This window comes from Allobosea sp. R86505 (assembly GCF_042466375.1).
Lineage (GTDB): Bacteria > Pseudomonadota > Alphaproteobacteria > Rhizobiales > Beijerinckiaceae > Allobosea.
Window position 1 is genome coordinate 576719 of sequence record NZ_JAXHPY010000001.1, and the last position, 14020, is coordinate 590738.

Consider the following 14020-nt stretch of genomic DNA (forward strand, 5'->3'; position numbering starts at 1 on the left):
GGATTCGGTAGTCGTGTCAGGAAAAATCTTCCGACGTGCAGACGAAGTAGAATTGGCAAGTCGGACAGTCCTTGCTGGCAACCGGCGCGAACTCGCCCCGCTCGATGCCGGCAATGCTTTCGGCGTAGCCTTCCAGCCCCTTGCCAGCGGCGGCCGGTATCGGCGATCGGTCTGACCGGGCGGGGTAATATGCCTCCAGTTCGACCGCCTGGCCTGGAAACATCTGACGACCGGCCAACTGCAACAATTCCCAGATCGGCTTCGCCGGCTCGCTCTTGGTCTTGCGACCCGTCCTCAGCCTCTGCGCGAGAATACCTCCGGTGGGCGACAGGACGACGCGATCCGGTCGCATAGTGATCCGCTTTCCGGCTACGTCCGCGAACCAAGTCCGATCGGCATCGATCCCCAACATCGGCATGTTCGCCGCACCCTCGACCATCTTCGTCGCTTCCGCGAGGTAGAGCGGCGCGAACGCATGGTCAGGACCGTGTTCGGCCCATATCGCATTGAGGTGCGCCACGGCTACCGGCGCCGTCACGCTCCGGCCTTCTCCGATCTCGTCGAAAATCCAACGGATGGCCTTCCTCACGCAGCCGTGGAACTTGAGGTAAGCGCTGTCGTCGCCGGGACCTCTCAGGCCATCGATGACTTCGTATCGATACCGCGCAGGGCATTTGGCATAGACTTCAAGGTGCCTCTCCTCGAACTCTGCCTGCGGGGTGATCGGGATCCTAACCGCCTTTGTGGACATGGATGGCGACGGGCTCGCAGTGCGCGTACCCGGCAGGACGCCGCCGAGATCCGTGAGGAACTTCGAGGGATTGCGTGTCGCCTTCGCGGTGTATCGTTTAGCGCTGCTGATGGTCATCGCGTCCCGGGCTCGCGAGAGAGCAACGAAGAACAAGCATTCCGTTTCGGCCTCATGCTCAGCGGGAGAGAGCTCCAGACGCTCAAGCCCTTTTGGTGCCGGGCATGTCACCGCCCGCCGAGCTCCGGGCACGTACCCCGTCGCCACCTGCGGCAGATGAACCGCCGGGAACTCCAGCCCCTTCGAGCCGTGGATCGTCATCATGCGGACAGCGGCTATGCCGGCCGCCTCCGGTGGAACGATGCGGAATTGGCGATCGTCGTCGAGTCGTTCGAGCCTGCGGATATCGTCCAGCAGCTTACGTCGTCCCCCGACGCCTCGGTTCGCGTCGAGATGCTCGCGGCAAAACTTGAGGAGCTGGTAGATCGCGACGAGTGACTGCTGGGAACGGATGTCGCCGGCATCCAACAGCGGACGCAGGTAATCACTGGCTTCGAGCAGATAATGGCTCAGGAGCTGCCAGGAACTCGTCTTCCATTCCGTTCCGCTCAGGTGTTGCGACAGCAGGCGAAGTCCGGCGGCGCCGGTGGTGGATATGCCGGCGATCGTGCCCGCCTTGGCGCAGGTCGCGACGACGTCTTCCTTAGCCTCGCGGGCGTGAGCGATGACCCGTATCGCATCCTCGCGCGTCGCGCCGTACTGCGGGTACTGCGCGACGCGCACCAAGCCGATGCCGCCCGGCTCCGCTCCCAACGAGATCAGGGCCAGAAGGTCGCGAATTTCCGGACGCTCGAAGAGGTCGCCGAGATACAGGATGGGAACGCCTAGCTCCTGAAGGATCCGGCCGAACCGTGCGAGGCAAAGATGCGTGCCCGCTAAGATGGCTTGGTCCTCATATCCGATGCCTAGGGAGCGCAGGCGGTCGATCTGCTCCCGCATCGCGACGGCCTCCGATTGCAGGTCGGGGGCATGAACCAACTCGACGAAGCCGACCTTGCCGCGGTGGGCCTTCCAGCTCGCAGCCGGACGTGGCGCCGCCGCTATGCCTGCGCCGAAGCGTTCGAAGACGCGCACCACCGTCTCGCAGGACCGATAGTTCGTCTTCAGTTGCCGGCGTCGGGCCCCCGGATATCGATTCGTAAAGTCGACCGTGTTGGCTGGGGCGGCGCCACGGAACCGATAGATCGACTGGCGTGGATCGGCCACGACCCAAAGCCTCTTGCCCTGATCGGTGATCTGTTCGAGCAGCGACGTGCTCGCGAAGTTGACGTCCTGATATTCGTCAACGAGCACGTGTTGGTGTTTGGCCCTCACCTCGTCGCGGATCGCAGGGTTGCGGGATAGCAGTTCCGTCGATCGATAAACGAGGTCACCGAAGTCGAGGCAATGCTGGTCAACCAAGGCCTGCTGATAGATCCTGTAGACCCGGCCCACTTCGACCGCCTTCTGCGCCTTCTCGATCTCCTCGGGGGTGACCGCAGCCCTCAGCGTTTGGTCGGCAGCCGTTTCGTACTCCTGTGCCGATACCATCTCATCCTTGGCGCGGGATATCGCCTTCAGGATCGGCTTCAATTCCAGTGTCGGGTCCCAGAGGTTCTGAAAATGAACGAGGGAGAGATCCGCAAGGAGCCCTTCCAGAACGGCCAAGGCCATAGCCTCATCCAGAACCTTGAAATCGGGGGGCAGGCCCGCAGCCTCATGATGTAGGCGAAGCAATTCCAGGCCAAACGCGTGAAATGTGCCGACCCAGATCAGAGGCGCGGAGGCCGGGCTGACCGTCTCGATCCGCTCGATCATCTCGGCCGCGGCCTTGTTCGAGTAGGTCAGCGCCAGGATGCTCGATGGCGGGACGTCCCTGTCGATTAGGTGGCTGATGCGGGCAATCAGCGTCCTTGTCTTGCCGGTTCCGGGGCCCGCATCAAGGATGAGCGGACGCTCGTCCCACTCGGCCGCCTCGCGCTGCTCGGGATCAAGGGGATAGCCGGACCCTGAGGCTTCGGGCCTGACAGGAGCGACCAGTGGCGGAAGCAATAGGGCACGTATCGCCTGCATGCGAACGAACTCGACGGGGAGGCCAGCCGCCTCGGCGATCTTCGAGGGACGCAGACGTTGGGTGACAAGCTTGTCTCGGAGCGCGTCGGCGGGCAGCAGAAATTCCTGCGCGAAGATATCGGCCTGCACCTCCTGCCGCGCGCGAGGCGAGTAGGCGACGACGCGATCCGAACCGGTCTCGATAGGTTGACCGCCGAAACCTGCCTCCGTCGAGCGAATCATGAAGGCCGTCTCGTCGTGCAGCCAAAAGTGGCCAAGCTCATGCGCGGCCACGACGGCTTTCTGGCTGTTATCGAGGTTGGATGCCAGCCGAACGAAACCGTCGTCGCGTTCCAATGCGCCGAGCACTCCCGGCCCAAAAACCGTTCCGGGGTCGAACTCATCGACCTGAAGCTTCGCGACCTTGAGCCCGGATTTGACGAGTGCATTGGCCGTGTCGGCCGATGCACTCGCTACGGCTTCCATATGGCGCTGGCGCGCCTTCAATCGAATGTCGCGCCAGATATCCATATCAACCCTCGTCGGAAAGCCAGAAGGATCGGCGATCCTCGTCCATGTCCGAGCCGCGAATGGCTTCTTCCCAAGTCCTCTGGCGACCGGCGCTTGGCGCAACCTTCGCCTTGAACGCGGGCGTCGGGGCCGTCTCGCGAGACGACATCACAATGGATTCGAACCAGTCCATGGCCTTATCGATCTGCGCGGCTCCCAAGCGAGCGAAGCGCTTTGGTATGGTTTGCGGGTCGATCCGACCGGAGTTGATGTCCGAGACGATCGATCGCGATATGTCGAGCCGATCGGCGAAGTCGCGAAGTGTCGTTCCGGCTTCTTGGAGCGCTGCGCGTAGGGTGACCGCTTCGCCGACGTGTTGTGACTGCACGGCGGCCGAGGCCTGTGTCGATGCAAGTAGCTCCATGTCCATGATCTCGACCGCATGGGCGCGAATTTCGTCGGCGAACTGAGGGTAACGACCTGTCCAGACATTCAACAGCTCGGGAGAGATCGGGTCCGCGACCTGGTGGAATTCGAATAGGACGTCGTCGAGTGTTTCGGGTGCGCTGATCATTTGTTCGATCCCAAGATTTGAAGGATCTGCCTTTCGGCCTTCTCGACCCAGTCCTGGACGGTTTTCGGGGTCTTCCCAAGCATCACGGCGATGCTCTCGTTCGGGTTGGAAGACGTGTAGCGAAATCCCAGGCGGTGCAGCTGGAAGGCTTTTCGTTGCAGATGCGGCAGTTGTGCGATGGTGTCGGCGATGATGGCGTTATCTTCCGGACTGAGTTGGTTCCAGTCTGGGGGCTCTCTCGCGATCCCTGTCTCGGGATCGACGGCCTCTTGCTCGACGACGTCGCGATCCTTGAGTGACGCCCTTATCCGATCCACCAATCGCTGGCGAAGTTTGGCATGGAAGGCCGTCTCGAAGCCGACACCATCAGCGGCGGACGGCGTCAATACCGCGATGGTGAGGATTTCTATGACCTCTTCGATGACCTCTCGCCCGCCATCGACCAGGTCCTGACGAACGCGTGGCCTAAGATATGCCCTGGCTAGGTCCGTCAAATGCTTGAGGAGCTTGCCCCTGAGGCGATCGTGTTGCGGTTGGTCGAGCTGACGGCATGCTCGGACCACCTCTTCAGGCCTTCGCGTTCGAAGACGGTCTGCATCGCTAAGCTCCTTCCATTCGGACCACCAACCGGCAACCGAATTGTTTTACGTATCCAAGAATGCGCTCCCTTATTTTCAAGAGCGCCTGACCCGTTAGCGAACGGTCAGGCGGCCATCCGGTAGTTCTTGTGAACTTTTTGTTATCGATCGCCGGAAAGTTGCGAATTGTCGTCGCTAATCGTGATTCGTGCAACGATATGCATAGCTCGATACCGCTCAGCAAAATCCTGCCCGCCTTCGAAGAAGAATCGGCCGCCGGACCACAGCCGATACAGAATGGCGCAACTCACCGACAGCCAATCGGCGGTCGCCGCTGACCAGGGACCGCTTTGGATAGCCCGGCCACTCAGCTACTTCTCTTACGTCGCCCAGGAGCGGACCTTCTAGACGTCAGCTAATGTGAAGGGTTTCGGATGCCGGCCCATGCGAGCGGGTTCGGACTGGGCTGAGGGCCGGCGTCCGAAAGCCTCCAAGGGAGGAAGCCGCGGCCCGGGGCCGTGGGCTATGGGGATTTCGCCGCGCGGTATGGTCTGCGAGATCGTGCGAGGCGCGAGGCGACGGTGCGATGCTCCGACCGAGCGGCCCCGAAGCTGAGGTTTAGCTGCACATTTGGTGGATCCGAGACCGCGGCCATCTCCGTTTCCGCGATTGGGCCGAACGGGATTGCCCGCTCTCTGGCCGAGATCGGCAGTGCTTCCTGAAGATGCCGCCATGGGGCCATCGTCATGATGTGTCGATCCTGACGGCGAGGATGGTTCGCGGCGCTGTGCCCGGCGCGAAGCGCTCGACGAGGATCATGCGGCCGCCGCAGCATGGGCATGGCGGGTGGGGTTCAGAGGCCTGCTCGGGTTGCGCTGCGGCGACCGGGACGTCGTCTCTGGCGATGTCGTCCGGCGTCGTCGCCGCGATGATCTGCCTGATGCGGACGATGGTGTCGGCACGGCGGCTCGAGGCGAGCAGGCCGTAATGGCGGATGCGGTGGAAGCCGTCGGGCAGGACATGGAGCAGGAAGCGGCGGATGAACTCGTGGGCCGTCAGCGTCATGGTCTTGCGCCGGCCCTTGCCGGTGGAGCGGGCGCGATAGTCCTTCCAGCGGAACGTGACCCTGTGCCGATCCACGGCAATGATGCGGCTGTTGGCGATGGCGACACGGTGGGTGTAGCGGGCGAGATAAGCCAGCACGGCCTCAGGGCCACCGAAGGGGCGCTTGGCATAGACGACCCAGTCGGCGCGCCGCAGCGGCGCCAGCATGGAGGCGAAGGCATCGGCCTCAGTCAGATCGGCGAGATTGCCTTGGAAAGCGAGCCGCCCGGCCGCGTGCAGGGCCGCGAGCCCTTCGAGGAAGAGCCGTCTGAACAACCGCGAGAGCACGCGCACGGGCAGGAAGAAGCCGGATCGGCATGAGATCCAGCGAGCGCCGTCCGGCGACAGGCCGCCGCCGGGCGCGATGATGTGGAGATGGGGATGGTGCGTCATCGCCGATCCCCATGTGTGCAGTACGCTGGTGAAGCCGATGCGGGCGCCGAGATGCCGGGGATCGCTCGCGATGGTGGCGAGCGTCTCGGCTGCAGCCCTGAACAGCAGGCCGTAGACCTCGGCCTTGTTCTGGTAGGCGACCGCTGCGATCGACGCCGGCAGTGTGAAGACGAGATGATAGTAGGGCACGGGCAGGAGATCGGCCTGGCGATCCGCGAGCCAGTCCTTTGCCGCTGCGCCCTGGCAGCGCGGGCAGTGCCGGTTGCGGCAGGAGTTGTAGGCGATGGCCGCGTGATCGCAGTCGCCGCAGGCCATGACATGGCCGCCGAGCGCAGCCGTGCGGCAGGCCCGGATGGCACCCATCACCTTGAGCTGACCGCGGCTGAGCCGATGGCGCGCGAGATAGGCCTCGCCATGCCGGTTCAGGATATCCGCAACCTCCAGCGAAGGCCGCGCCATGATCGGCGCGGGACCGCTATGGCGGTGGCGGCGGCGCCAGCAGCGCGAGCGGGCTCGTCACTTCGCGCAGCGTCTTCAGCGCGACGCGGGTGTAGACGGCGGTGGTGTCGAGCTTCCTGTGCCCGAGCAGGACCTGGATGACGCGGATATCGGTCTTCCGCTCCAGCAGATGGGTGGCGAAGCTGTGCCTGAGCGTGTGCATTGACACCCGCTTGTCGAGCTTGGCTGCCTCGGCTGCAGCATGGCAGGCCCGGTTGAGCTGGCGCGTCGTGATCGGCTGGCCCGGCTGCTGGCCGGGGAAGAGCCAGCCGCGCGGCCGCTTCACCCGCCACCACTGCCGCAGCAGATCGAGCAGGTCGGGCGCGAGCATGACATAGCGGTCCTTGCGGCCCTTGCCCTGCTCGACCCGGATCAGCATGCGGGCGCTGTCGATGTCGGTGACCTTGAGGTTGGCGATCTCCGAGACGCGCAGGCCGCAGCCATAGGCGATGCTCAGCGCGGCGCGGTCCTTCAGGCTCCGCGCATGCGCCAACAGCAGCGCCACCTCCTGCGTGTCCAGAACCACCGGCAGGCGATCGGGCGTCGGGATCCGCGCCATGCGGTCACCAAAGCCGGTCCGGCCCAGCGTGACGTGGAAGAAGAAGCGCAGGGCCGTGCAGGCCAGGTTCATCCGGGCATAGCTGGCGCCGAGCGAAGCCATGTGAAGCTGATAGCGCCGTAGATCCTCGGGCTCGGCCCGGTCCGGCGGCAACCCAAGGAAGGCCGTGAACTCACGCACCTGCCGGACATAGTCGCGCTGCGTGTGCTCGCCGAACCGGCGGATGGTCATGTCCTCGATCATCCGCTGGCGCAGCGGGCTGACGGTGACGGCATCGATCATGGAAACCTCCAGGGATCAGGGGAAACGACCCCAAATCCTCGGATGCAGCGCCTCACAGGCGAAATCTCAGCGATGACCGCGCCGCAGCACCCTGCCGCGAGAGCGGCTTAGTCCTATGACGGCATCGATCATGGAAACCTCCAGGGATCAGGGGAAACGACCCCAAATCCTCGGATGCAGCGCCTCACAGGCGAAATCTCAGCGATGACCGCGCCGCAGCACCCTGCCGCGAGAGCGGCTTAGTCCTTGGGCCAAATCCGGAAGCTTACCCTCCCGCGCGACTAGCATCATCGCGGCTCTGCCTGCCTGCAAACGATGATCAGCAAGGCACCGCCGGTAGGCATCGCTGATCGGTGGAGAGTGTTGACAACTGAGTGCGCGCCTAGGCTCGCGCTCAATGGGCCATAGCAATGGCGCTTTAGCGGCCAGAGCCGGAGGTCAACTTCATTGGCCCGGGGCTGTCATTCATTATCGTCAGGCTGCCCGCGTGACGGGTCTAGCTAAGCACACGGCAGCATTGAGCTTGATGCAGGCGGGCCTCAACAGCGGGCGCGAGGCACAAATCGAAGCGGGATTAGGGTCGCGACTGAAGTATAACTCAACCCACTTTGAAGCATCTTATTGAATCAGGCACGCTAAAAAACCGCTTCATATATACTATAATTTTCGACTATGAAGACATTATCGCATATTCATGAATAGACAATTGGTATCATATTTTTGCTACCTGCCCCAAAGCTGTCCAAGACTGACATCTGCATTGGCAATTTATGCGGCACCGCAGGTAAGGACTGCGCCAGAATCTAAACGCTTGCCATAATCTGCTTTAGCCAGACACGCTTGCGAGCGTGTCTGCTGTCCGGATATATGGTACGAAATCCTTCTATATGGGGTCCCCCACAGCTCCGGCGTCAGGTATCGACGGTGGCGTTCAGCGCGTTGGTCTGGATGAATTCGCGGCGCGGCTCGACGACATCGCCCATCAGCTTGACGAAAAGATCGTCGGCCTCGTCGTTCTGGTCGTTCTTGACGCGCAGCAGCGAGCGGACATCGCGATCCAGCGTGGTCTCCCAGAGCTGTTCCGGGTTCATCTCGCCCAGCCCTTTGTAGCGCTGCAGCGAGACGCCCTTCTTGCCAATGGCGGTGACGGCATCGAACAGGTCGGTGGGACCGTTGACGGCATGGTCGTCGCCCTTGCGGCTGAGCACGCCCGGCCGCGAATAGGCCTCCTGGAGCGAGACCGACGCGGCATCGAGCTTGCGCGCCTCGGCACTGGCGAGCAGGCCGGAATCGACGGTCGCGACCTGCTTGACGCCGCGCACCATGCGCGAGAACTGGAAGCCGCCGTCGGCGACCTTGCCTTCCCAGCCCCGCTCGAGTTCGTCCGAGATCGCGTCGAGACGGGCGGCGACCTTCGTCGCGGCGGCCTGGGCCTGCGTCTCGTTCTCCTCGGAGACCGGACGCAGTGCACCGGCGATCGCCATCTGCTCGACGACCCGCCGATCATAGCGCGAATGCAACTGCGAGAGCGTCTGGCGGATGCCGCGCGCCTCCTCGATCAGCCCGCGCAGATCCGCCCCGCCGCGCTCGATGAAGCTGCGCGTGTCGCCGGCGCTGGTCTTGAACACCGCGCCATCGAGCGCCGTCTCGACGAGGTAATCCTCCAGCGCGCGCTCGTCCTTGAGATAAACATGGCTCTTGCCGCGGGCCGCCTTGTAGAGCGGCGGCTGGGCGATGAAGAGGTGCCCGCGCTCGATCACCTCCGGCATCTGCCGGTAGAAGAAGGTCAGCAGCAGGGTGCGGATGTGGGAGCCGTCCACGTCCGCGTCGGTCATGATGATGATCTTGTGGTAGCGCAGCTTCTCGATGTTGAACTCTTCGCGGCCGATGCCGGCGCCGAGCGCCGTGATCAGCGTGCCGACCTGCTCCGAGGAGAGCATCTTGTCGAAGCGCGCGCGCTCGACGTTGAGGATCTTGCCGCGCAGCGGCAGCACCGCCTGATACTCGCGGGCGCGGCCCTGCTTGGCGGAGCCGCCGGCCGAGTCACCCTCGACGATGAAGAGCTCGGACTTGGCCGGGTCGCGCTCCTGGCAGTCCGCCAGCTTGCCCGGCAGCGAGGCGATGTCGAGCGCGCCCTTGCGGCGGGTGAGATCACGCGCCTTGCGGGCGGCCTCACGGGCGGCGGCGGCCTCGGCGACCTTGCCGACGATGATCTTGGCCTCGTTCGGATGTTCCTCGAGCCAGGTCGACAGCGCCTGGTTGACGACGTTCTCGACGACCGGGCGTACCTCGGAGGAGACCAGCTTGTCCTTGGTCTGGGAGGAGAACTTCGGATCCGGGACCTTGACCGAGACGATCGCGGTCAGCCCCTCGCGGCAGTCGTCGCCGGTGAGCGAGACCTTCTCCTTCTTGGAGATGCCGGAGCTTTCGGCATAGCCGGTGACCTGGCGCGTCAGCGCGGCGCGGAAGCCGGCGAGGTGGGTGCCGCCGTCGCGCTGCGGGATGTTGTTGGTGAAGCAGAGCACGTTCTCGTGGTAGCTGTCGTTCCACCAGAGCGCGACATCGACGGTGATGCCGTCTTTCTCCGCCGACAGCATGATCGGGGCGGAGACGACCGGCGTCTTGGCGCGGTCGAGATAGCGCACGAAGGCCTCGACCCCGCCCTCATACATCAGCTCCTCGCGCACGACCTCGGCGCGGCGGGCGTCGGTCAGGACGATGCGGACGCCGGAATTGAGGAAGGCGAGCTCGCGCAGGCGATGTTCGAGCGTCTTGTAGTCGAACTCGATCATCGTGAAGGTTTCTTGAGACGGGGTGAAGGTCACCTCCGTGCCGCGCTTGTCGCCGGCCGGCCCGACGACCGCGAGCGGCGCGACCGCATCGCCATGGCGGAACTCCATGAAATGCTCGTTGCCACCGCGCCAGATGCGCAGCTTCAGCGAGACGGAGAGCGCGTTCACCACGGAGACGCCGACACCGTGCAGGCCGCCCGAGACCTTGTAGGAATTCTGGTCGAATTTACCGCCGGCATGGAGCTGGGTCATGATGACCTCGGCCGCCGAGATGCCCTCTTCGGTGTGAATATTGGTGGGGATACCGCGGCCATTGTCGGTCACGGTGACCGATCCTTCGGCATTGAGTGTCACCGTGACGAGGTCGGCATGGCCGGCGAGCGCCTCGTCGATCGCGTTGTCGACGACCTCGTAGACCATGTGATGCAGGCCGGAGCCGTCATCGGTGTCGCCGATATACATGCCCGGGCGCTTGCGCACCGCATCCAAGCCTTTGAGAACCTTGATGGAATCGGCGCCGTAGGCGGCGTCTTCAAGGTCGCGGGCAGCGTCGCTCATGTCTTCGTCCTTCAGCGGGCGAAGGGCGCCCGCAGTGATCTTGATTCGTTGGCGCGACTATAGCGCCCGAGTGCGGCTTTTTCACGCGTGTGCGCGCGTACACGCGTGAGGCCGCCCTATCAACCCGGGAAGCCGGCGATCGCCTCCAGAAAGGCCTCGCCATACTGGGTCAGCTTGCGCTCGCCGACGCCCTCGATCGCACGCATCTCCTCCAGCCCCGCCGGCCGGGCCCGGGCCATGGCAATCAGGGTGCGGTCGGTGAAGATGATGTAGGCGGCGACGCCCTCCTCGCGGGCGAGCGACAGGCGCAGCTGGCGCAGGTGCTCGAACAGGCCCGCCGTGCCCTCGTCGAGCCCGTCGGCCCGGGCCTGTTCGCGCCCGGCGCGGCGACTGCGCCGATCGGCGAACGGGTCGGCCCGCAGCGCGATGGTCTCGCGCCCGAACAGGATGTCCTCGCCCTTCCCCGTCAGACAGAAGCCGCCATGCTCGACGCTGGCCTCGGCGAGCGCGCCGGCCGCGAAGAGCTTGCGGGTCAGCGCCGTCCAGGCGCTCTTGGGCTTGTCCTGGCCGACGCCGAAGGTCTTGAGCCCATCATGGTTCTGGCGGCGGATGGCGTCGGTCGCGGTGCCCGTCAAAATGTCGGCGAGGTGGGCGGCGCCGAAGCGCTGGCCCGAGCGGGCGACGGCCGAGAGCAGCTTGCGCGCATCGAGCGTGGCATCCGTCAGCTCGGGCGCATCCGCCCCGCAGAGATCGCAGCGGATCGGCGCATGGCCATGCCGGCAGCTCTGAGTCTCCTCGCCGAAATAGGAGAGCAGCGCGCTGCGGCGGCAGAGCGCGGATTCGCACAGCTCGATCATGGCGTTGAGGCGCTTGTGCTCGATGCGGCGGCGCTCCTCGTCGATCGCCTTCTCGTCGATCTGGCGGCGGCGCAGCGCCATGTCGTCGATGCCGTAGAGCGTCAGCGTATCGGCGTTCAGGCCGTCGCGGCCGGCGCGGCCGATCTCCTGGTAATAGCTCTCGATCGAGCCGGGCATGTCGGCATGGACGACGAAGCGGACATCGGGCTTGTTGATGCCCATGCCGAAGGCGATGGTGGCGCAGACCACGACGCCGTCCTCCTGCAGGAAGATGTCCTGGTTGCGGTTGCGCAGCCCCTGCTCCATGCCGGCATGATAGGCCAGCGCATTCCAGCCCTTCTCGCGCAGGCCTTCGGCGAGCTTTTCGGTGCGGTTGCGCGACGAGCAGTAGACGATGCCCGAGCCGCCGCGATGGCTGCGCAGGAACTCGTCGATCTGGCGACGCGGCTGGTCCTTGGGCGCGAAGGCGAGCTTGAGGTTCGGCCGGTCGAAGGAATGCACCACCAGATGCGGCGGCCTGGGGAAGAGCTGCTGGGCGATGTCCTCGCGCGTCTGGCGATCGGCGGTCGCGGTCAACGCGGTTACCGGCACGCCGCCCAGCGCCTCGCGGGTCTTGGCGAGCAGCCGGTATTCGGGGCGGAAGTCATGGCCCCATTGCGAGACGCAATGGGCTTCGTCGATGGCGAGGCGGGTGACACCGAGGCGGCGCAGCCGGCCGACCAGCCCTTCCCCCGCCAGCCGCTCGGGCGAGACGAAAAGCAGGCGCAGATCGCCCGCATTCAGCTTGTCCCAGGCCTCGGCCGCCTCGCTCTCGCTGTTCATCGAGTTCAGCGAAGCGGCGGCGACGCCCGCCCGCGTCAGCTGCCCGACCTGGTCGCGCATCAATGCGATCAGGGGCGAGACGACCAGCGTCAAGCCGCCCGCCACCAGCGCCGGAAGCTGGTAGCACATCGACTTGCCCGAGCCCGTCGGCATGACCGCGAAGACGTCGCGGCCGGCGAGCGCGGCCTCGATCACCTCCCACTGGCCGGGGCGGAAATCGTCATAGCCGAAGACGGATTTGAGGATCGCGCGGGCGTCTGATTCGAAGGGCTGCGGCATGGAGAGGGTTTGCCCGAGGCGCGCCCCGATGGCCAGTCCCGACGGCCGCTCAGCCCGCGTTGCGGATGACCGGCCCGTTGCGCTCGGCGCGGACCTGAGCGATCTCGCCGAGGAATCCGGCGATCGCGCGCTCCAGTTCCTGGGCGCGGCCCAGGGCGGCCTGGACCCGATCATCGGTCTGCGTCGCCAGCGTGGCAGCCTCGCCGGCCAGCCCCTCGACGAGCGCGGCATGGCGGGCGATCGCCTCGACACCCAGCGACGAGGTCTCGGCCTGCGCCGCGACCCGTTCGATGCGGCCATGCTGATCGGCCGTCGATGCCGCGACGAGCCGGGCACTGGCCTGCATCGTCAGGACGGTCTGGGCCAGTTGGCCGACGGCCTCGTCGATCGCCTGGCTCGCCGTGACGACCTCCTCGATGCCCTGCCGGATGGTCTCGGTCGCCTGATTGGTCGCGGTCGCGAGCGACTTGACCTCGGCGGCGACCACCGCGAAGCCGCGGCCCGCCTCTCCGGCCCGGGCCGCCTCGATCGTCGCGTTCAGGGCGAGCAGATTGGTCTGCGCCGCGAGGCTGCGGATCAGCTCGACGACATGGCCGATGCGGCTGTTCGCCTGGCGCAGCATGGCGACATTGCCGGCAATCCCCTCGCAGCCGGCCTCGGCCTGGTCGGCGGCCCGGCTCGATTGGGCGGTCTCGACCGAGATGTCGGCGCAGGAGGCGCCGAAGGCGCGGGTGGCGGCGACGATCTCCATCACCGACGCGGCCACCTGTTCGGGCCGGCGCTGGGTTTCGGCCACGGCTTGCAGGGTCTGACCGGCCTTGGCCGACATCTGCGTGGAAAAGCCGGACACATCGCCCAGGCTGAGCTCGATGGCCGAGATCCGCTCGGCGATGCCGTTGCGAAAGGCCTGCTCGACCTGCCGGAGCCGGTCCGCGGTGCGGGCCTCGATCGCCCCGTCGAACTGCGCGATCGAATAGCTCATATCGGTCAGCATCAGCTTGGCGAAGACCTGAAGGGCGGTGTCGACCTTGCCCCAGCGGCGTTTCCACTTGGCGACGATGACGGGGAGGAAATGCGAGAAATCGGCCAGGAAGAACAGCGGATAGTCCGACAGCTCGATGCCGTTGTGGTTGGCCCGGGCCACGATGCGCTGCTTGGCGGCGATGTACGCCTCGCCGAATTCCAGCCCGAACAGCAGCCGGTATTTGGTCAGCTCGTCCTGCCGGAGCTCGGGATCCCGCTCGCGCTTGTCGAGCCCTGTCTGGATGCCCTGGAGCTGGTCGATCGACGCGCCGAAATGCGGGGAGAGCACGGCCAGCAAGCGGCTCGCGATCTCCTTCTCCGGTGCCGAGAACATCGTCCGTGAAGGCTGCAT

The 14020-nt window shown here is 65.2% G+C and carries 8 protein-coding genes; all 8 read right to left on the bottom strand.

Going from position 1 to position 14020, the window contains the following annotated elements; translation table 11 throughout:
• Positions 1-16: 16 nt before the first annotated feature.
• Positions 17-3370: a UvrD-helicase domain-containing protein gene (locus tag SJY11_RS02775; RefSeq protein WP_376984932.1), complete on the bottom strand. Its 3354-nt coding sequence runs from the start codon at positions 3368-3370 to the stop codon at positions 17-19.
• A 1-nt stretch (position 3371) separates the two neighbouring features.
• Positions 3372-3923, bottom strand: coding sequence for a helix-turn-helix domain-containing protein (locus SJY11_RS02780; protein WP_376984933.1), 552 nt, complete (start codon positions 3921-3923; stop codon positions 3372-3374).
• Positions 3920-4417 (bottom strand): sigma-70 RNA polymerase sigma factor region 4 domain-containing protein, encoded by a 498-nt coding sequence (locus SJY11_RS02785; RefSeq protein WP_376984934.1) that lies wholly within the window; start codon positions 4415-4417, stop codon positions 3920-3922. Before SJY11_RS02785 ends, SJY11_RS02780 begins: the two co-directional genes overlap by 4 nt.
• A gap of 828 nt (positions 4418-5245) precedes the next feature.
• Positions 5246-6457: an IS91 family transposase gene (locus SJY11_RS02790; RefSeq protein ID WP_376984328.1), complete on the bottom strand. Its 1212-nt coding sequence runs from the start codon at positions 6455-6457 to the stop codon at positions 5246-5248.
• A 16-nt stretch (positions 6458-6473) separates the two neighbouring features.
• Complete coding sequence (locus SJY11_RS02795; protein ID WP_376984330.1) at positions 6474-7337, bottom strand: tyrosine-type recombinase/integrase; 864 nt, start codon at positions 7335-7337, stop codon at positions 6474-6476.
• 911 nt (positions 7338-8248) lie between these two features.
• Entirely contained in the window at positions 8249-10687 is a 2439-nt protein-coding gene (gyrB, locus tag SJY11_RS02800; protein WP_376984935.1) for a DNA topoisomerase (ATP-hydrolyzing) subunit B, read from the bottom strand.
• Positions 10688-10806: 119 nt separating this feature from the next.
• Positions 10807-12645, bottom strand: coding sequence for a DNA helicase RecQ (gene recQ, locus SJY11_RS02805; RefSeq protein WP_376984936.1), 1839 nt, complete (start codon positions 12643-12645; stop codon positions 10807-10809).
• A gap of 49 nt (positions 12646-12694) precedes the next feature.
• Positions 12695-14020 carry a methyl-accepting chemotaxis protein gene (locus SJY11_RS02810; RefSeq protein WP_376984937.1) on the bottom strand — a complete coding sequence of 442 codons (1326 nt, stop codon included), beginning with the start codon at positions 14018-14020 and terminating at the stop codon, positions 12695-12697.